At 66.0% G+C, this 18,721-nt stretch carries 16 protein-coding genes; 11 read left to right on the forward strand and 5 right to left on the reverse strand.

Annotated features, from left to right (window positions below; genetic code table 11):
- Window positions 1-37: 37 nt before the first annotated feature.
- On the reverse strand, window positions 38-5,371 hold the full coding sequence (locus tag ACFWHR_RS14645; protein WP_382449049.1) for a DUF6923 family protein: 5,334 nt from the start codon (window positions 5,369-5,371) through the stop codon (window positions 38-40).
- A gap of 447 nt (window positions 5,372-5,818) precedes the next feature.
- On the opposite strand from ACFWHR_RS14645, the gene ACFWHR_RS14650 reads away from it, so the two are divergent.
- Window positions 5,819-7,543, forward strand: a complete 1,725-nt coding sequence (locus ACFWHR_RS14650) for an RNA polymerase sigma factor (RefSeq protein ID WP_382449050.1) — start codon at window positions 5,819-5,821, stop codon at window positions 7,541-7,543.
- 38 nt (window positions 7,544-7,581) lie between these two features.
- Here the strand turns inward: ACFWHR_RS14650 and ACFWHR_RS14655 are convergent, their stop codons facing one another.
- Window positions 7,582-8,406: an arginase family protein gene (locus ACFWHR_RS14655; protein WP_382449051.1), complete on the reverse strand. Its 825-nt coding sequence runs from the start codon at window positions 8,404-8,406 to the stop codon at window positions 7,582-7,584.
- A 142-nt stretch (window positions 8,407-8,548) separates the two neighbouring features.
- On the opposite strand from ACFWHR_RS14655, the gene ACFWHR_RS14660 reads away from it, so the two are divergent.
- Window positions 8,549-8,992, forward strand: coding sequence for an Lrp/AsnC family transcriptional regulator (locus ACFWHR_RS14660; RefSeq protein WP_382449052.1), 444 nt, complete (start codon window positions 8,549-8,551; stop codon window positions 8,990-8,992).
- A gap of 58 nt (window positions 8,993-9,050) precedes the next feature.
- On the opposite strand, the gene ACFWHR_RS14665 is transcribed toward ACFWHR_RS14660, so the two are convergent.
- Window positions 9,051-9,509 (reverse strand): Clp protease N-terminal domain-containing protein, encoded by a 459-nt coding sequence (locus ACFWHR_RS14665; RefSeq protein WP_382449053.1) that lies wholly within the window; start codon window positions 9,507-9,509, stop codon window positions 9,051-9,053.
- Window positions 9,502-9,720 carry a helix-turn-helix domain-containing protein gene (locus tag ACFWHR_RS14670; protein ID WP_382449054.1) on the reverse strand — a complete coding sequence of 73 codons (219 nt, stop codon included), beginning with the start codon at window positions 9,718-9,720 and terminating at the stop codon, window positions 9,502-9,504. Before ACFWHR_RS14670 ends, ACFWHR_RS14665 begins: the two co-directional genes overlap by 8 nt.
- A 197-nt stretch (window positions 9,721-9,917) precedes the next feature.
- Between ACFWHR_RS14670 and ACFWHR_RS14675 the strand changes: the two genes are divergently transcribed.
- From ACFWHR_RS14675 to ACFWHR_RS14705, 7 genes are all read left to right on the forward strand, one after another.
- The gene (locus tag ACFWHR_RS14675) at window positions 9,918-10,853 is read left to right on the forward strand and encodes a sugar-binding transcriptional regulator (protein WP_382449055.1); all 936 of its coding nucleotides are present in this window, start codon (window positions 9,918-9,920) and stop codon (window positions 10,851-10,853) included.
- Between the two features lie 3 nt (window positions 10,854-10,856).
- Window positions 10,857-12,242, forward strand: coding sequence for an FGGY-family carbohydrate kinase (locus ACFWHR_RS14680; RefSeq protein WP_382449056.1), 1,386 nt, complete (start codon window positions 10,857-10,859; stop codon window positions 12,240-12,242).
- Window positions 12,243-12,633: 391 nt separating this feature from the next.
- Window positions 12,634-13,689 (forward strand): substrate-binding domain-containing protein, encoded by a 1,056-nt coding sequence (locus tag ACFWHR_RS14685; RefSeq protein ID WP_382449057.1) that lies wholly within the window; start codon window positions 12,634-12,636, stop codon window positions 13,687-13,689.
- 9 nt (window positions 13,690-13,698) lie between these two features.
- Complete coding sequence (locus ACFWHR_RS14690; RefSeq protein WP_382449058.1) at window positions 13,699-15,423, forward strand: dihydroxyacetone kinase family protein; 1,725 nt, start codon at window positions 13,699-13,701, stop codon at window positions 15,421-15,423.
- On the forward strand, window positions 15,420-15,881 hold the full coding sequence (locus tag ACFWHR_RS14695) for a ribose-5-phosphate isomerase (RefSeq protein ID WP_382449059.1): 462 nt from the start codon (window positions 15,420-15,422) through the stop codon (window positions 15,879-15,881). The genes ACFWHR_RS14690 and ACFWHR_RS14695 overlap by 4 nt, the downstream gene beginning before the upstream one ends.
- A 2-nt stretch (window positions 15,882-15,883) precedes the next feature.
- Window positions 15,884-16,627 carry a GolD/DthD family dehydrogenase gene (locus ACFWHR_RS14700; protein WP_382449190.1) on the forward strand — a complete coding sequence of 248 codons (744 nt, stop codon included), beginning with the start codon at window positions 15,884-15,886 and terminating at the stop codon, window positions 16,625-16,627.
- 110 nt (window positions 16,628-16,737) lie between these two features.
- Window positions 16,738-16,938 (forward strand): hypothetical protein, encoded by a 201-nt coding sequence (locus ACFWHR_RS14705; protein ID WP_382449060.1) that lies wholly within the window; start codon window positions 16,738-16,740, stop codon window positions 16,936-16,938.
- A gap of 55 nt (window positions 16,939-16,993) precedes the next feature.
- Here ACFWHR_RS14705 and ACFWHR_RS14710 read toward each other — a convergent pair whose 3' ends face one another.
- A complete protein-coding gene (locus ACFWHR_RS14710; RefSeq protein ID WP_382449061.1) occupies window positions 16,994-17,770 on the reverse strand; it encodes an SDR family NAD(P)-dependent oxidoreductase in 777 nt (258 codons plus the stop codon).
- A 250-nt stretch (window positions 17,771-18,020) separates the two neighbouring features.
- Between ACFWHR_RS14710 and ACFWHR_RS14715 the strand changes: the two genes are divergently transcribed.
- Window positions 18,021-18,527: an Asp23/Gls24 family envelope stress response protein gene (locus tag ACFWHR_RS14715; protein ID WP_382449062.1), complete on the forward strand. Its 507-nt coding sequence runs from the start codon at window positions 18,021-18,023 to the stop codon at window positions 18,525-18,527.
- Window positions 18,524-18,712 carry a DUF2273 domain-containing protein gene (locus ACFWHR_RS14720; RefSeq protein WP_382449063.1) on the forward strand — a complete coding sequence of 63 codons (189 nt, stop codon included), beginning with the start codon at window positions 18,524-18,526 and terminating at the stop codon, window positions 18,710-18,712. Before ACFWHR_RS14715 ends, ACFWHR_RS14720 begins: the two co-directional genes overlap by 4 nt.
- Window positions 18,713-18,721 lie beyond the last annotated feature (9 nt).

The following is an 18,721-nucleotide window of genomic DNA, read 5'->3' on the forward strand; positions in this document are numbered from 1 at the left end:
GGGCAGGATCGGGCACCCCCGATCCTGCCCCCACGACCTAGCTCACCCGGCGTCTCGCCACGAGCACCGCGCCGCCGGCGAGCAACAGCATGAGTGCTGCCGCGGCGGTCATCCAAGCGAAACTCGTACCCGTCACCGCGAGCGTCGGCCCTGGCACGAGGCGGTGCTCGGTGCACAACTGCGATCCCGGCGCGCACATCGGCGTCTCACCCGTCACCGCGATCACGTTTCCGAGTTTGTGGTTGCCCTGCGACTCATACGACTTCACCTGCACGGTGTATCGCACGGTGTAGGTCTCACCCGCTGCAACGGTTCCGGTGATCCTGATCGAACCGCCCTCGCTCGCGGCCCGCAGATTGTCGTTCGACGGCGCGGGGCCTGCGACGAGCTTCGCGTCATCGAGAACGTCAGCCATGTGATCGGTGTAGTCCACAGCGGCCGGCTCACCGTCAGCATCGCTCGACGCGTTCGTGAAGGTCAGTGTGTAGGTGACCTTCTCGTTCGGACCAACCTCGGTACCTGATTTCGGATCGCTCGATTTCACGACGCTCACGTCGGAGACGTGGTTCACCGTGCAGTTCGGGCGGGCAGGGTCGACTGGCGTGCATGGCCCGGTCGGAGGCGCCTCGCCGCTCGGCACCAGGAAGTTACCGAGACGGTCGTCGCCTCGTTCCCCTTCGGCCCGCACCGTCACGGTGTACGTCACCGTCGCGGAGTCCCCAGCGGCGAGCGTACCGCTCACGTTGAAACGACCGTCGGCGATCTCAGAAGCGACGAGCGCGTCGCTCGAGGCTTCAGGCTGCACCGTCACATCCGCATCATCGAGCACCTCGGTGAGCACGTCATCCTGATTCACATCAGTCAGAGCGTTCCCGGTGTTCTCGAAGTGCAGCGTGTAGGTGAGCTCAGCGCCCGGGCGAACGGTCGCGCCGCTCGCTGGGTCGACGGTCTTCCAGCTCTCGAGCTCTCCGACGGGGTGCTCGGTGCACGAAACACCGGCGTCACCGCATTCGGGATCGGTGACACTGCTCTTGGCGACGACGTTGCGCAGCATGTTGTCGCCGCGATCACCATCCGCATTAACCGTCACCGAATATGTCACCGTGACTGTCTGATCAGCGGCGAGCGTGCCGGTGACACGAACCAAGCCGTCGGCACCCGATGAGACGGTCAATGCCGGATCGCTTGCGGCGGGCGCGCCCGTCAGGGTGGCGTCATCGAGCACCTCTGCGAGGCGATCGGTGTAGTCGACTGGCCCTGCGGCCTCACCGGTGTTCGAGAAGGAGAGCGTGTACGTAATTTGCTCACCCGCTTGGACGCCTGAGCCCGAATCGGGGTCGGCCGTCTTCGTGGCCGCAATCAAGGGCAGCGGCGTCGACGTGCAATTCGGGTCCTCCGCGTTGCAGTCGGCGGGCGGCTCCTCATCGCCCGGCATGAGGAAGTTGTTTTCCTCATTGTTTCCGCGCTCATCTTCGGCGTTCACGGTCACCCGGTACGTGACAGTAACCGTCTGGCCGGCGGCCAATTCACCCGTCACGGAGAATGCGTCGTTCGCCACCGCTGACGCCGTAAGTGCGTCGTCGGACGCCTCGGGATCGTCGGTCAGCGTCGCATCGTCGAGCACGTCTGCGAGGTAATCCGTGTGGTCAACGTCGACGGGACCTTCGCCCTGGTTGTCGAACGTCAGCGTGTAGGTGAGCACGGTACCCACGTCGATGGGGTTCGTGTCCGCGGACACCGACTTGCCGGTGAGCAGACGCCCGATCGGCGTGACCGTGCAGTCGGGCCGCTCGGAGTTCGTCGGCTGGCACACCGGCGTCGCCGGTGGATCCTGACCCTCGGGGAGCAGGAAGTTCGCCGCGATATCGTCGCCACGCTCCCCATCTGCCCGCACGGTGACCTGATACGTGACGCTGTAGGTCTCACCAGCCGGTACTTCGCCGCCGATGCTGATCACATCTCCGGCGCGCGCGACCAGCAGGTCGTCCGAGCTGGGTTCCGTGGTGACGTCTGCATCATCGGTGACATGCACGAGATTGTCGACTTCATCAACGGTCGCCGCAGCCGCTCCGCTGTTCTCGAAGTACAGGGTGTACGTCAACACGGTGCCGGCAGCCACCGGTGAATCGCTCGCGGAAACCGTCTTCCAAGAATCGAGCAGCGGAATCGGGTTCTCCGTGCACGATACGCCGGGGTCGCCGCACTCGGGGTTCTCGAGATCCGACGGAGCGAGCACATTACCCAACACGTTGTCGGCGCGCTGGCCGTCGGGCAGCACCGTGACCGAATACGTGACCGTCACGGTCTGGCCCGCGGCCAATTCGCCGGCAATCGCGAGCGCATCATCGGCACCGAGGTTCGCGACAAGCGCGGCGTCAGACGACGACGGCCCGCCTGTGAGGGTTGCGTCGTCGAGAACGCCGGCGAGATTGTCGGTGTAGTCGACGTCGCCCGCAGCAGTGCCGCTGTTCGCGAAGGTCAGCGTGTACGTCACTTCTTGCCCCGCGACAACCGTCGCGCCCGTGCCGACGTCGACCGACTTGGTCGCCGTGATGAGAGGCATCGGGGTGCTCGTGCACTCCGGACTGTCGGCATCGCAGTCGGCCGGCGGCTCCTCACCCGGCGGCACCAGGAAGTTGTTCGCCGCATTGTTTCCGCGGTCAGCATCCGGCAGCACTGTCACATCGTAGGTAACCAGCGCAGTTTCACCGGCCCCGAGCGTGCCACCGATCGCAAAGCGACCCGCCTGCACATCGGTGACCGTCACAGACGCCGTATCGGATTCGGGATCAGCGGAGAGCTCGGCGTCGTCAAGCACATCCGTCAAGACATCCTCACGCGCAACCGGGCCAGCGACTGCTCCGGTGTTCTCAACGGTGATCGTGTAGGTCAGGACGGTACCGGCGACAACAGGGGAGGTCGAGGCTTCGACGGCCTTGCTGTAGCTCACCGCCGCGATCGGCGTCGCAGTACAGTTCGGCAGCTGCTCATCGTCTGGCACACACACGGGATTAGTGGGCGGCTCTTCATCCGCCGCCAGCAGGAAGTTGGTCGAGACGTCATCGCCACGATCTCCGTCCGCCTTTACCGTGACCTGATACGTCACGGAAGATGTCGTACCCGCGGGTACTGTGCCGGTGATGGCGATCTGATTGCCCGTGCGCACCGGGTTCAGGCCGTCGGAGGACGAGGGTTCTACGGTCACATCCGCGTCGTCCAAAACGTAGGTCAGGTCGTCAACGGCATCGACGGTCGCGTCGGCTTCGCCATCGTTCTGGAAGAACAGCGTGTAGGTGAGCACCGTGCCCGCGACCGCGGGCGTCGCCGACGCGCTGACCTGCTTCCACTGCGTGAGATCTGCGCCCGGAATCTGTACGAGATCGCACGCGCGCTCCCCCGGCGCAACTTCGCCGGCGGGGATACAGGCAACGTTTCGCAGATTCTGATCGCCCTCACCCGTGTACGTGGCGGTGTAGGTGACCGTTGCGGATTCGCCCGAGGCGAGTGCGCCCTCCCATGACAGGGTCGGTTCGTTGTAGGAGACGGTACCCGCGGTTGCAGCCGCGTCATCGTTGTAGGTCGCGGCGTCGATCACGTTGCTGAGATCGTCCGTGAACGTAGCGGGGGCGCCGGCGGTGTAATCGCCCGGTCCCTCGTTCGTCACGGTCACCGTGTACTCGACGTCGTCTCCGATCGCGGGGAGATCGGTGCGATTGGCCGACTTCTCGATGGTCAAGCGCGGCAGTTCGAACTCGACCTCTGCGCACGCTTCACCGGTCGTCGGGTCAACGCCGTCGACGGGTGGGTTACACGCGGGAGGCGTCGGGTTCTCTGGGTCTCCCGGAGCCCACGCAACGTTGCGCACGCTACCGTCGCCGCCGCTTCGCATCGTGACGGTGTAGGTGATGTCGACACTGTCGCCAGCCCCGAGTGCTCCCGACCACTCAACCACTGGAGCAGAGTACGTGGGTGTGCCGGGCAGCGTCGCCACCGCGTCGTTGTTGTACGTCGCATCGTCGACTACACCGGCAAGAGAATCAGCTACGAACGCCGGATCGGCGACCGTGAAGTCAGCCGCGCCAGCGTTCGTCGCGGTGACCGTGTAGCTGACCGTGTCACCCACGCGAGTCGCCGATGTTGCGTCCGAGGTCTTCTCGATCTGCAGGAGTCGCGAACACACCTCGACACTGTCTTCGTTGTTCGCGGCGACCGGATCCAATTCGTTGCCGATCACGGATGCTGAGTTGGTGAAGCAGTCACGCTCTGCGGCCGCAGTAGTGCCAGTGACGGTAATCGTCGCAGATGCCCCCAGCGCGAGTCTGCCACCCGCACACGTGACGTCATTGCCGGTCACACTGCAGGTGGCGTCTCCCGACGCCGTAACGTTTGACAGGTCTGCCGGCACGCTGTCTTGCACCGTCCACCCGCTCGATTCTCCCGCGCCGTTGTTCGTCACGGTGAGCGTGTAACTGACTTGGCCGCCGGGGGCGTAAGTCGGCGCCGCGGACTTTTCGATCGCCAGATCAACGGGGATGCCCGGGATCGCCGTGCCGTCATTCCCCGCTGCTGGCGGACCAGCAACGAGTGATACGACCTCGAACGTGGGAGTGGCCGTCGCGCCATTCGTGATCTTCAGTTGAGCTATCGTGCCGTTCCCGTTATTTGAGAACCCGAGGTTGCCGTTGCCGAACTGCCAGGCCGCACCCCACGCGCCGGCGGGAGCGCCGGTGATGACGCCAGCAAACCGGGTCATGGCGCCGGTTTGCGGATTAATGCGCACGATGGTGCCCGCTGGCTGCGCGCCGTTGTAGTCAAAGGCCCACAGGAATCCGTCTTGGTATTCCATGTCGGCAAGGGTGTAATCGGTGAGGCTCAGCTGCACCTGCGAAGCGATCGTTCCCGTAGCGGTATTCACGGCGTACAGTGTGCGCGACGTCCCTGGCGCGCCGTTCGTCGTGTACAGCAGACCGTTATCGGTATTGAACGCACCGGCCCACTGCGCAATGGGGAACGTCATCGTGCCAACGCGGGTGACGGCGCCGGACTGGCCGATCCGCACGAGGGCGTTCTGCGGAATTCCGCCGATCGCCCCGATGACCGAACCGTACATGTAGTTGTTCGCGCGGTTGAAGCTGATCGCGTTGTAATTGCCCGATGCGACAGCGGGACCCTCTGGTGTGAACGAGAAGCTACCGTCACCGGCTGTCTCGGACCGGTAGAGGCGCGTCGGATCGCCGGTTTGCGACTGCGCGACGAACACCGTCGGACGAGTCGGGTCGAAGGGGTCGCCCGGTGCCGCCTGAGCCGCCGACGGCACTGTCAGGCTCAGCGCCGTAGCCAGGGTCATCACCACTGCGCTCGCCAGCGTCATCGCTGTCGCGCGTATCAAGCGCCGCTTTCGAAACCCCGTCACCGTTGACGGAAGATTTTTTTTGGCTCTCCGAATTAACACATTGACCCCCCTCATGACCCCCGTCATGATCTCCCACCATTGCGCACGCGCAGGTGTCGCAAAAGCGCCACTAGGACCGGAGCTTAGTTGTAGATGTCATCTTTTGCATACCCCTCCAGTGCATTGATTTCCCTCACGCGCATAGACAGGTGTGCGAAGCAAAATCTGACGGACAATACGCGACAAAAAAATTTCGCGCGGTGTCCGTCAGATTCGACTCTTCTGACTTGTCTCAGACAGATGGACCATCTTGCGGAGTTGCTTCACACCTCGTGTCGCAGCCCTCTCGAAAGCTGTCTACACTCGGGGGCGTACCAGTCTCCTCCGCGGTCATCTTTGGAAGTTACCGGTATTCCCGGGGGGGGCATGAACAGGAACGACGTCGAGAGCGCATCTGATGATGCGCTGTTGCAACGCGCCAAATTGGGGACTGAAGGCTCAGACGAGGCCTTCGCTGAGCTGTGGCGGAGACACTCGCCCGCGGTGATTGCAGCGACCCGCGCCTTCACCGGATTCGACCCGGACGACATCGCGCAAGAAGCCTTCGAACGTGTGCTGGTACAAATTCGAGCCGGCGGGGGCCCAGACATTGCCTTTCGCGCATATGTTCTGACGACTGCGCGAAACGTTGCGATCAACAAGTCCAAACGCAAGAGTTCGGACGAGGTCACGGGCGTCGACGACGAGATCTTTGAGGCGCGTGGCTTCGCCCAGCCAGACACCGCGGCACAGGTGCTCGGCAACGGGTTCACGCTCCAGGTGTTTCAGAGCCTGCCCGTGAGGTGGCAGGAAGTGCTCTGGTATCGCGATGTCGAAGACCTGCCGATTCATCAAATCTGCACGTATCTCGACATGACTGAAAACGCGACGAGCGCGCTGTTGAAGCGCGCCCGCGAGGGCTTCAAGCAGTCGTGGATCGCTGCCAATGTTGCACCTGAGCTCGAGTTGCCCGCGGACTGCGCATGGGCGACCGAGCGCATGGCCCAGTACACGCGAAAGCGCACGAATTCGCAGGTTACCGCCCGCATCGCCGCACACCTGGAGACGTGCGCTCACTGTCAGGCGGTTGCCCGGGAGTCGCAGCAGATCAATTCGAATCTCGCCCTGTCGTTGCTACCAGCAATGCTTGGCGGCGCGGGTGCCGCCGGCTATCTGACCTGGCTACAAACGCCCACTTCGGCGAACGCGGCGACAGATCAGCCGCCCCGGTTACGAAAACTCTTGGTGGTGCTCTCAGCCTTGTGCCTCGCCGCGGTCATCGCCGTCGCCGCCGTCGTGCACTTTACCCACACCACGCCCGCACCACTCGGGGTCGCGTCTTCACCAAGCACACCGGACGCACCTCGGGAAGACGTCGATGGCAAATCACCCACAGCGTCCATTGACCCGAAAGAATCAGAGCCAGAGGCCACGGCGGCGGCGACCGCCTCCGATGATCAATCATCGAGTGCAGACGCGGACGGCGGGGCCACGCCGCCCGACGAGAAAGCGCCCATCGCGCCCGACGCTGCTACTGAGTCGTCGCCCGCTGAAGTACCGAGCGTAACGACCACTGCGACACTCACCGCCGGCGCCGTCGACGGTCAAGAATCAGGCGTGCTCCCGAGGCTCGCGGGCACAGCGGTACCCGGTGCCCGCGTGGTGGTAACCGTGGTGAATGAGCAGTCGCGCAAGCTCGCGGTGGCGACCACAGCGAGCAGCTCAGGTGCGTGGTCATTCACTCCCCGAGGTATTCGAGGCACGCTGTCGATCACCGCTTCGCAGACGTATACGTCAGGCGGCATTCAGTACATTGAGGACCCGATCGAGGTCGGAACCTTCGCCGCCGGTGAGGGCTTGCGCATCTCCGTGACCGAGGCGGGCGCCGCATCTTCGACGCTCCGCATTTCGCGGCTGGGCGAGGCCTCGAAGAATGAGGTCGCGAATGTGCGGTCATCTGAGCATGGGCTCATCGTCGATAAGCACGCAACCACTGAGCCCGGCGCGGTCGTAGTGACAGTGCCCTACGCCCGTGCTGATCTGGGCACCCTGACGTTCTGGCAGGGTGACACCTCGATCGGACCACCGCGCGACTGGGTGCTGCAACGGTAGGGTCTGGCCGTGAGCTGCGTCGAGCTAGCGGTGTTGGGCTAGCGGCGACCGCCGCCGTCAAGCCGCGCCAACAGTGGCTCAAGCGCGTCGACGATGAGGGCCTCTGCTTGGCGCGGCGGCGTCTCGCCCGTTTCGAGCTCGCCGATTTCGAGGCCGATGACCTCGCTCTGTGCGAGCGCCCGCGCGCAGGCGGTGAGTTGCTCGAGCGTCATACCGCCCGGTACGTGATAGTCGGTCGGCACGATGCCCGGATCCAGCACGTCACAATCGATGTGCACGTAGACGGGCCGCCCGTCGATAGCGAGCGCGAGTCGCGCAGACATGTCGGCCCCCACGGGAACGACGCGAATGTCGCCCGAGGCCAGCACCGCCCGCTCGGGCTCGTCGATATCGCGAGCTCCCACGATGACGGTGTTGCGCGGAGCGAGCCCCGCTCCGAGCCCCGAATCCCAGAGCCCGAGAGGCCCCGAGAGAGCGAGCCCACCGAGGTAGCCGCTCTCGGTGCCGACCGGCGTGTTGAGGTCGGCGTGCGCGTCGTACCACACAACGACGGCGTCGGGGCGGTGGCGGGCGACAACCGGCAGCGTCGCGAGCGCGGTCGCGCAGCGGCTGATGGCAGCGACCGGCGAGTGGCCGTTCGTGAAGACCTCGTCGTATCGCGTCGCCATGAGGAGCAGGGCGGGGAGCGCGGTCGCGAGTTCCGCCTGCCAGCCGGTCGGCTCGGCCGAGCTTGGCTCGCCAATCACGGTGGCCGCGGTGCCCAAGCGCGCCCCCAGTACCTCCGCGAGAACCGGCGAGGCGGCCATTGCGCGGTCGTTGTGGTCACCAACGCGGGCGGCGAAGTGCGTGAGAGAAACGGTCACAGTGGGGTCCTCCGTATGTTAAGTTCTCTGCGAAGTGCAGTGACTCCAACGCTAGAAAGCAGCAATGTGGTGCATCAACGGTCACAGTGCTGATTTTCTGGCCAATCTTCCGCAATCTGCTGAGCCGATTTACACTTACTGCGTGATCGACGAACTTGACCGGCGCCTCATCTCATTGCTCCGCACGCAGGCGAGAATGCCAACTGCGGCGCTCGCGCGCGAGCTCGGCGTGAACCGTTCGACGGTCGCTGCGCGCATCGACAGCTTGACCGCTTCGGGAGTGATCGAAGCATTCACGATTCGCCTCAGCGACGAGATCGATCGCGACGCCGTCGAGGCGATCACACTCATTTCGAGCACACCGAGTCACGGGCAAGATGTCATCCGAGCCGTCCGCGGATTTCCCGAGGTCGAGCGACTGCATTCGACCCTGGGCACGTGGGACCTCGCCGCGCAGCTGCGCACGTCAACGCTGACGGAATTCGATGAGGTCTTGGAGCGCATCAGAGCGGTGCCGGGCGTCACCGACACCGACACCGTGCTGCTCATGAACTCACTGACCGGGCATCACCGCACGCGCGGCTAGGCGCTGGTTGGGCCCGGCATGCCACGTCCCCCGGCTCGTGCCACCTGTTCCGGTGCGCTCACCTGTCGATGAGCCGCTGACTGGCCGCTGCGCGATCGATCGACAGCGCCGAGATCAGTGCGGCCGCCGGGTCGGGGTCGGGCCGCTCTAATAGCGCCCGGCCCAGGTGACCGGCGGTGATCGAGCGAGCGCGTTCTGACGAGGCGATCTTGAGGGCGTCACGGAGCACCCCCTTCGCGGCGGAGGTGAACGGCACGTGCTTGCCGAGGGTTGCTGGTGCACCCAGTGGTGCGGCCCCCAGGTCTATACCGACGGCCGCGAGCGCCGCGCGGTCGAGGGCATCGGCGGCCGCACGGGCCTGGTCAGCGTCCGCGCCGAAAGCTTGCGCGAGCGGGGGTTCTCGGAGCAGCGCGAGTAACAGATGTTCGGCCCCGACTCGCCGATCCCCGCGCAGGGCGGCTTCGGAGCGTGCGTCCACGACGGCCGTTCGTGCGGACCGGGCAAACTTCTCAAACATGGTGCGGGTCCTTTCCGTATTTTGCGTGCGCCGATTGGCGCGTGACACCGAGGGCGTCGCCGATTTGCTCCCACGACCAGCCAGCTCGGCGGGCCTCGGCAACGTGCATTGCCTCGACTCGCTCGGCGACGCGGCGCAGCGCGTCGGCAGCTCTCAGCCCCGTCGCTGGGTCTGTGGTGCGCAGTAACTGCGCGAGATCATCCGATTCCATGCCGTCAGTCTGAACTGACAATTCACCTTTGTCAAGGCAGACTGACAGATGCGCGCAAGTTACACGGGAGACCCGCAGGTATTAGCGCGGCCCAGCAGGTCGCGCCCACCACCCCTCCCGTGTGAACCGTGACGCGCTATCCTGAACGCTGAATGTCGGTGTGACCCCCGATTCGACGGCCCGCAGAGGAGGCGACCATGAGCGATGGCCCACTCTCACGGGTGCAGCTCGCTCACGTTGCGCGCGAATATTACGTCAACCGGAAGACGCGCGTCGAGATCGCCGAGGCACTCGGGCTCAGCCGTTTCAAGGTGGGACGCATGCTCGACGAGGCGATCGCACGCGGCGTGATTCAGTTCCAGATCAGCAACACGCCCGGAATCAATGCCGAGCTCTCGATGGCGCTGCGCCAACGGTTCGGTCTCGCGCAGGGCATCGCCGTTGACGTGACCGTCGACACCGACGTCGAGGTGCAGGCGGCCCTCGGCTCCACGGCGGCGCAGCTCATCGACGAGCTCGTCGGGCCAGAGGACATCTTGGGACTCACCTCGGGTCGCACGCTGAACGCAATGGCTCGCGAGCTGAATCGTCTGCCGTGTCGATCAGTGGTGCAGCTCGCGGGGGTCGCCGGGCCGATCCAGGAGAGCGGGCTCGAGGTGATTCGCCGCCTGGCCTCACTCCCCAATGTTCAGGGCTGGCCCATCTACGCCTCGCTCGTAATGAGCGATGCGCAGACGGCGCAGGGGGTACTTCGACAGCCCGGGGTGCGGGCTGCGGTCGAAATGTTTGACGAGGTCACCGTCGCGTTCTGCGCAATCGGATCGTGGGCGCCGCCCAACTCGCTCATGATGGCCAACCCCGCACTCGATGACCTCGATCGCCAGCGTCTGCTCGAGCGCGGAGTGGTCGCCGAGGTGGCCTCCTCACTCGTCACAGATGCCGGCGCGATCGTGCACGACGTCGACGCGCGCTGCGTCGCGATCTCAGAAGAACAGCTGCGCGCGATCCCCTCACGGGTGGGGGTCGCTGGCGGGCCGTCGAAGACGCGCGCGATCCGGGCCGTGCTGAATTCCGGGCTGCTCACCGGGCTGGTCACGGATATCTACACCGCTGAAAGACTATTGGCGGGATAACGCATGCACCGTCAGGCGGTCGCCGGAATCGACTCCTCCACGCAGCAAACCAAGCTCGTCGTTGTCGACGCGCGATCTGGTGAGCTGCTTCGGACGAGCGCAATGCCGCACCCGGACGGCACGGAAATTGACCCCGAACACTGGTGGCATGCGCTTGAAGCAGCCGGCGCGAGTCGCCCAGAGGATGCCGCTGCGCTGTCGATTACCGCGCAGCAGCACACGACCATCTTTCTCGATGAGCGCGGGGATCCGGCGCGAGACGCGATTCTCTGGAACGATCTACGCGCCTCAGACAGTGCCGACGCACTCGTCGACGAGCTGGGTGTCGACGCCTGGCTGGACCGCACGGGCCTCGTTCCCGACAGCGCGCACCCGGTGAGCAAGCTCCGCTGGCTCTCCGAGCACGAGCCTGAAATCGCCGCCCGGGTCGAAAGCGCGCTGCTTCCCCACGACTGGTTGACGTGGCGGGTGCTCGACCGCGCGCAGCCGCCCACGACCGACCGATCAGACGCCTCAACCACCGGCTATTGGTCGGCGACGACCGGCGAATACGATGCTGGGCTGTTGCGCCGCGCGTTCGGCCGCGAGCTCCGCGTGCCTACGCTGGTCGGGCCGGGCGAACCGGCGGGCGTGACCGCGAGTGGTCTCGTGGTCGGATCCGGAAGCGGTGACAATCCCGCCACCCATTTTTCGCTCGACACCGCTGCCGGTGACGTCGTGATCTCGGTCGGCACGAGCGCGACCGTATCGATGCGCACGGACGCGCCGGCGCGCGATCGTGACGGCGTCGTCGACACCATGGCCGACGTGCGCTCAGGATTCATCCCGATGGTGACGATGCTGAACGGCGCGCGGGTACTCACGTCGACAGCACAGATGCTCGGCGTGTCACTCACCGAGCTCGACACGCTCGCGGGTGCGGGCGCACCCGACGCCGCTGGCATCATCGCGCTGCCCTTCCTCGACGGCGAACGAAACCCGCGCAGGCCGGTGTCAGACGGCACGCTGTTCGGGATCAGCCGAGCCTCCCTCACCCCGACCAACATGGCCCGCGCAGCAATGCTCGGCTTGGGCTGCGCGACAGCAAACGCCATGGATGCGCTGGTGCGCGAGTGCGGGCCCGCTCGCCGCATTTTTCTCGTGGGCGGAGGATCTAGATCTGCCACGCTGTGCCAGATCTTCGCCGACCTGCTGCAGCGCCCGCTGCTCGTTCCGCGCGATCGCGAGCACGCCGCGTTCGGCGCCGCCCGGCAGGCGGCGTGGGCGCTACTCGGTGACCTGCCGCAGTGGCCTGAGCTGCCGACGCGCGAGATCCGCCCCATCGCGGGCCCGCCCGGAGCATGGGTCACCCAAACCCGGGCCAACTACAACGCCCGCCTGACCCCCTAGCCCGCGCACCCGCGCACCCCTTCCCGCGCGCGCCCCCACGCCCTCCCCCGCGCTCACCCCCGCCCACGCTCACCCCCGCGCACCCGGTCGAGCGCACGCAAATGGCGCATATAAGGGCGCATAACGCCCACTTCCGTACGCTCGACGGGGCCGCTCAGCGGGGCGGGGGGGGCGGGGCTCGGCGAGATCGACCGGCGCGTTTCGGGTTCGTGAACAGATGAGCAGAGTGGGCCTCACTGTGACTTCTTGCACATGTGAGCACGCTTATTTGCAATGTGAGCGACATCTGGCCTATCGTCAGGGGGACGCGGACGACGCCAACGCTGCACGCGAACACTTCCCACACTTTGCTTACACACCCATCACCCCCTCAATGACGAAGGAGTCACTCATGAAACGCAAGGTTTCTACCACGATCGCCGCGGCGGCCCTCGCGGGCACCGCCGCCCTCGCGCTCGCCGGGTGCGGCGCGGGTGACCCGAGCGCCGGAGGCGAAGACAACATCGTCGTCGGCGTCACGGTCTACGACATGTCGTCGTTCATCACCCAGGGCAAGGAGGGCATGGAGGCCTACGCCGCAGCAAACGACATCACCCTGCAGTGGAACTCTGCGGGCGGCGACGTCGCCACCCAGGCGAACCAGATGGATCAGTACGTCAGCGACAGCGTCGACGCGATCATCGTCGTGCCCGTGCAGGCCGACTCGCTCGGCCCGCAGGTGAAGGCCGCGAAAGACGCAGAAATCCCCGTCGTCGCCGTGAACACCTCGCTCACCGGTGTCGAGGTTGACGCGAGCGTGCAGCCCGATGACGTCGCCGCGGGCGAGCAGGAGGCGACTCAGATGGTCGACGCTCTCGGCGGCAAGGGCAACGTCGTGGTGCTCGAGGGGCCGCTCGGCTCGTCACCGCAACTCGACCGCGGCTCGGGCATCGACAAGGTGCTCGCCGAGAACCCCGACATCAAGGTGCTCGCGCAAGACACCGCGAACTGGAAGCGCGACGAGGCCGTCAACAAGGTGAAGAACTGGATCTCGGCGTTCGGCGACGATATTGACGGCGTCATCTCCCAGAACGACGACATGGCCCTCGGCGCGATCCAGGCCCTCCGTGAAGCGGGCGTCTCAGACGTTCCGGTCGTCGGCATCGACGGCATCGAAGACGGCCTGAAAGCGGTGCAGGCCGGCGACATGATCGGCACCTCGCTGCAGCACGGCACGGTCGAGCTCGCAACCGGTCTCGCTGTCGCCGCGAACGTCGTGCGCGGCGAAGACGGCGACACTGAGCCGGTCTACGTGATGCCAGCGGTCACAGGCGACAACGTCGAAGACGCGATGAAGAACGTCGTCACCGATCGCGAGGCCTTCCTTAAGGGCCTTCCCGATCTGATTGACGAGAACCTCGCCTCGGGCAACATCGCCTTCGAAAACCTGCCCGGTCAGAAGCAGTAAGGACCCACGATGACCACCCTCTACAACGACCCCGCTGAGTTCGCCGAGGATCAACTCGCCGGATTCGTCGACCTCTACGCCGACCGCCTTCGCGCGGTGCCCGGGGGCGTCATCAGCCACCGCGGCAGCGAACCGATCGTGGCGGTCGTTGTGGGGGGTGGCTCGGGGCACTACCCCGCCTTCGCGGGCCTCGTCGGGCCCGGCTTCGCGTCGGGTGCGGTCGTGGGCAACATCTTCACGTCGCCCTCGGCGGCACAGGTCTACTCCGTCGCGAAGGCGGCGGATCAGGGGCGTGGCGTGATCCTGACATTCGGTAACTACGCCGGAGACGTCATGAACTTCGGAATTGCGGCCGAACGATTGCGTCGCGAGGGAATCGACACCCGCATCGTGCTCGTCACCGACGATGTCGCTTCCTCCGAAATCGAAGAGCAGCGGAGAGGCATCGCCGGCGACTTCACCGTCTTCAAGGCGCTGGGCGCTGCCGCAGCAGCCGGAGCCGACATCGACGAGGTCGAGCGACTCGGACGCGCAGCGAACGCGGCCACCCGCACCTACGGCGTCGCGTTTTCGGGCTGCACGATGCCCGGGGCTGTGGAGCCCCTGTTCTCGGTGCCCGACGGACACATGGGTGTCGGGCTCGGCATTCACGGCGAGCCCGGCATTCACGACGCGCCGCTGGCCCCCGCCCGCGATCTCGCCGCCACGCTCGTCGACGGCATTCTGTCGGCCCGGCCCAGCACGGATGCCACCCGCGTCGCGGTCATCGTGAATGGACTCGGCACCACCAAATACGAGGAACTATTTCTGCTCTGGAACGAGATTCGTCCGTTGCTCGACACGTGGGGCCTCACACCCGTCGAACCCGAGGTCGGCGAGCTCGTCACCAGCCTCGACATGGGCGGTTGCTCGCTGACGCTGACCTGGTTGGACGATGAGCTCGAATCGGTGTGGCACGCCGACGCCTACACCCCCGCCTATCGCAAGCACACGAGCGCGATCGCAGAGCTGCGACCGGCCACCTTCGGGGCCGCAGCCGATGATGCCGCCGATGCTCCTCCCCCCTCGCCCGCGGGAGCCGCGATTGCGCCCGTCGTTGCCGCAGGTCTCACCGAGCTGCAGTGGGTGGTGCGCGCGAACGAAGAAGAGCTTGGCCGCATCGACGCTGTCGCTGGGGACGGCGATCACGGTCGCGGAATGGTCAAGGGCGCAGATGCCGCGGTACACGCCGTTGCGCAGCTCGAAGGCGCAGGCCCTGGCTGGTTGCTGCGCTGTGCCGGGCGCGCCTGGGCAGCTGAGGCTGGCGGCACATCCGGCGTGCTCTGGGGCGCAGGTCTTGAGGCCGCGGGCGCAGCGCTCGGAGACGACTGCGCTGAGTACACGCCACTGCACGCGGTGCGCGCCGTCGACGCGTATGTTTCCGCGATCGTCGAGCTCGGCCGAGCTGAACTCGGCGACAAGACCCTGCTCGACTCCGCGATCCCGTTCCAGCGGGTGTTGCGCGATCACGTCGAGGCCGGTCACCCCCTCGTCGACGCCTGGCGCGCGGCCGCTGTCACAGCGACCTCCGCCGCGGCCGCCACGTCACTGCTCAGCCCGAAGAAGGGCCGCGCTCGCCCGCTCGCCGAGAAGAGTGTCGGCACACCTGACGCCGGCGCCACGTCGTTCGCCCTGATCGTCGAGGCGCTCGGCACCCTGACCGTACCCACGAGCCCCCGAAAGGAACTCCGATGAGCCAGACGCAACTGCGCGTCGTAGTCGGCGCTGATGAAGCCGGATACGACTACAAGGAAATTTTGAAGCGCGACCTCGAGAACGATCCGCGAGTCGCGTCGGTCGTCGATGTCGGGGTCACGGCCGATGGCGATACCGCTTACCCGCACATCGCCGTGGCTGCAGCTCAGCTCGTCGCCGCGGGCGAAGCCGACCGTGCACTGCTCGTCTGCGGCACCGGTCTCGGGGTCGCGATCGCCGCGAACAAGGTGCCCGGCATTCGCGCCGTCACCGCGCACGACTCGTTCTCGGTCGAGCGCAGCGTGCTGTCGAACGACGCTCAGGTGCTTTGCTTCGGGCAGCGCGTCGTCGGCATCGAACTGGCACGGCGCCTCGCGCGAGAGTGGCTGGGTTACGAATTCGACCCCGAAAGCCCCTCCGGCGCAAAGGTGCGCGCCATCGAAGAATACGAGGCGTGAGCATGGAAGCAACATTCGCTGGCAAGATTGCGGTGATCACCGGTGCGGCGAGCGGTATCGGCTTCACGGTCGCGCACCATCTCGCTGAACGCGGGGCCCGCATCGTCGGGGTCGACCTCAACGAGTCCATTCGTGACATCGGGGATCGCCTCCCCGGAACCGGTCACCACGGCATCGTGCAGAACCTCACGGTGCCGACCGCGGCCGCGGAGGCGATTGACGAGGCCGTTCGGGTCGTCGGCACACCGCACATCCTCGTCAATTCGGCCGGGCTCGCCCTGCTTGACCCGGCCGTAGACGTGCCGGCCGACCGCTGGCAGCTCACGATCGACATCAACCTCAGCGGCACCTTCTATATGGCGCAGGCCGCGGGTCGCGTAATGCTCGAAGCAGGCTACGGCCGCATCATCAACCTCGCCTCGCAGGCAGCCGTGATCGGGCTCGACCAGCACGCAGCGTACTGCGCGAGCAAGGCGGCGGTCGTTGGGCTCACCCAGGTGCTCTCGCTCGAGTGGGCGCGCGGCGGCGTCACCGTCAACGCGGTCTCCCCCACCGTCGTCGAGACCCCACTGGGCAAGGCGGCCTGGGCCGGTGAGCGCGGCGAGCGGGCCAAGGCCGAGATTCCAGTCGGCCGCTTCGCGCAGCCAGAAGAGGTAGCCGCTCTCATCGCGTTTCTCGCGGGCGACGACGCGAGCATGATTACGGGCAGCAACTATCTGATCGACGGCGGCCGCACCACGGTTTAGCGGTCAGCTGCGCCCGACGCCAGGGCCTTGCGTGCTACCCCACGAGCTTCAATGATGGGGAGTACGCTGCGGCGGATCATTCGCCGCGCGCACTGATAGGAGGAGCACTCATGACTGACCGCACCGACGACCAGCACGCAGCCGACACAGATTCCGAGTCGGAGAACGACGTCACCAAAAACGCGCCGACGCGCGACGATGTGGCCGAGAAGCCGGGGTCTGACAGCGTGTCGCACGAGCACGCTGACGCCCTCGCCGACGAGTGGGGCGAGGATTCGTTCCCGAACAGCGACCCGCCCGCGCACTACTAGTCTCGAGCTACGCACCGGGGGTAGCCACCGCGACTACCGGGGACCGAGAGGGTAACTACCCTCGGTCCTCCATGATCGAGTTACCGCCGTCGACCACGAGCACCTGCCCCGTGATGTACGAGGCGCCCGCGCTGGCGAGGTAGGCGATCAGACTCGCCACCTCGTCGGCGCGGCCCGAACGTCCCAGCGGAGTCGCGTCGCCCATGCGAATCTCGTGCGGCGTCGCTGATCCCGTCGCGATCCATCCCGGCGCCACCGCGTTCACCGTGACGCCGTGCGGTGCGAGATCGATCGCGGCCGCGCGCGTCAGCCCGACTGCCCCGGCCTTCGCCGCGTGATACGCCACGTCGCCGCCATATGCCGTGACCGGGCCAGAGAGCGAAGCGACATTCACGACGCGGCCCGCTCCGCCCGCGATCAGCGCGGGCGTCGCTGCGCGGGTGACGAACAGCATGGTGTCGAGATTGCGGCGCAGCGCGATGCTCCACTGCTCGTTCGTAATGTCTGCGACCCCCGCCGGTTGCTGCTCGTCGCTGACCGACGTCATACCGGCGTTGTTCACGAGCACATCGAGTCGACCGAATGCCGCCAGCGTCTCGGCCACCGCCCGCTCGGCCTCGGCAGAATCGGTGAGGTCGGCGATGACGGTCGCGACCTGCGCCCCGCTGGCGCGCAACTCTTCTGCGCGCTCCTCGATGCGCGACGTTGTCGACGCAATGACAACCCGATGCCCGGCTGTCGCCAGAGCGTGCGCCGCGGCAAAGCCAATGCCCGTTTGGCTCCCCGCGCCCATCACAAGCGCAACGCGGCTGACTGCTGCTGTATTCGGCACGGCGACTCTTCTCCTCGAACTGCACGACTTCACGACTGCACGACTTCACGACTTCACGACTTCACCGCGAATCTACCGGCGCGCACATGAAAGCCCGCGGTGCCGAGCGCAGGTATTTTCAGAACCTCCAACTTTTTTGTGACACTTTTCGACCGCGCGCACTCTTATATGTGAGGCTCACCACACCGAGCCCACCGAGCGGTCCGCATGACGGGCCCTCGGGCCACTCGATTTCGAAGGAAGCAATCCCATGACTGAGGATCTGAAGCCCGCCACTCCCGCAACCGCAGCCGCTTCGACAACCGGCGCCACGAAGTCACCGCGTGTCGATCGCCCCACCACGCTCGATGTCTCAGCGCGCCCGGCCGGCGAGCCGGCAGAGGGCAAGACCGTCATCGCTGATGGCGTCGTTGCAAAGGTCGCGGGCATTGCAGCCCGAGAGGTCGCCGGAGTCTTCGCGCTCGGCGGCGGCGGCGCACGCGCGTTTGGCGCGATCCGCGATGCCGTAAACGCGACCGACCTGACGCAGGGCGTCAAGGTCGAGGTTGGTGAGACCCAGGCAGCCGCAGACATCACGATCGTGGTTGAGTACCCGGCACCGATTCAGCAGGTCGCAGCGAACGTTCGCGCCGCCGTTGCCGGCGCGATCAGCCAGCTCGTCGGCCTCGAGGTCGTCGAGGTCAACGTTGAGGTCAACGACGTCCACGTCGCCGGCACCGACGACAGCGACGATGACGCGGAGTCACGAGTCGCATGAACGCCACACTCGCGGGCGTAGCCATCGGCGCCGTCCTAGCAATTTCAGCGCTCGTCTTCGGGTTCTGGGGCTTCCTGCTGGTCGCCCTGTTCATGGGGATCGGGGCACTCGTTGGTCGCATCGTGTCGGGCAAGCTCGACGTGCGCGACCTCGCGGGCGCCCTCTCCGGGCGAAAGACGTCATAGTGGAGGCCC

It is taken from the genome of Leucobacter sp. NPDC058333 (assembly GCF_042726155.1).
Classification (GTDB): Bacteria; Actinomycetota; Actinomycetes; order Actinomycetales; family Microbacteriaceae; genus Leucobacter.

Bases quoted from the DNA above. Each gene is read 5' to 3' on its own strand.
- ACFWHR_RS14650 (WP_382449050.1), top strand. From the start codon at position 5,819: ATGAACAGGAACGACGTCGAGAGCGCATCTGATGATGCGCTGTTGCAA.
- ACFWHR_RS14720 (WP_382449063.1), top strand. From the start codon at position 18,524: ATGAACGCCACACTCGCGGGCGTAGCCATCGGCGCCGTCCTAGCAATT.
- ACFWHR_RS14705 (WP_382449060.1), top strand. From the start codon at position 16,738: ATGACTGACCGCACCGACGACCAGCACGCAGCCGACACAGATTCCGAG.
- ACFWHR_RS14690 (WP_382449058.1), top strand. From the start codon at position 13,699: ATGACCACCCTCTACAACGACCCCGCTGAGTTCGCCGAGGATCAACTC.
- ACFWHR_RS14695 (WP_382449059.1), top strand. From the start codon at position 15,420: ATGAGCCAGACGCAACTGCGCGTCGTAGTCGGCGCTGATGAAGCCGGA.
- ACFWHR_RS14645 (WP_382449049.1), bottom strand. From the start codon at position 5,371: ATGACGCTGGCGAGCGCAGTGGTGATGACCCTGGCTACGGCGCTGAGC.
- ACFWHR_RS14665 (WP_382449053.1), bottom strand. From the start codon at position 9,509: ATGTTTGAGAAGTTTGCCCGGTCCGCACGAACGGCCGTCGTGGACGCA.
- ACFWHR_RS14680 (WP_382449056.1), top strand. From the start codon at position 10,857: ATGCACCGTCAGGCGGTCGCCGGAATCGACTCCTCCACGCAGCAAACC.
- ACFWHR_RS14670 (WP_382449054.1), bottom strand. From the start codon at position 9,720: ATGGAATCGGATGATCTCGCGCAGTTACTGCGCACCACAGACCCAGCG.
- ACFWHR_RS14685 (WP_382449057.1), top strand. From the start codon at position 12,634: ATGAAACGCAAGGTTTCTACCACGATCGCCGCGGCGGCCCTCGCGGGC.
- ACFWHR_RS14715 (WP_382449062.1), top strand. From the start codon at position 18,021: ATGACTGAGGATCTGAAGCCCGCCACTCCCGCAACCGCAGCCGCTTCG.
- ACFWHR_RS14700 (WP_382449190.1), top strand. From the start codon at position 15,884: ATGGAAGCAACATTCGCTGGCAAGATTGCGGTGATCACCGGTGCGGCG.
- ACFWHR_RS14675 (WP_382449055.1), top strand. From the start codon at position 9,918: ATGAGCGATGGCCCACTCTCACGGGTGCAGCTCGCTCACGTTGCGCGC.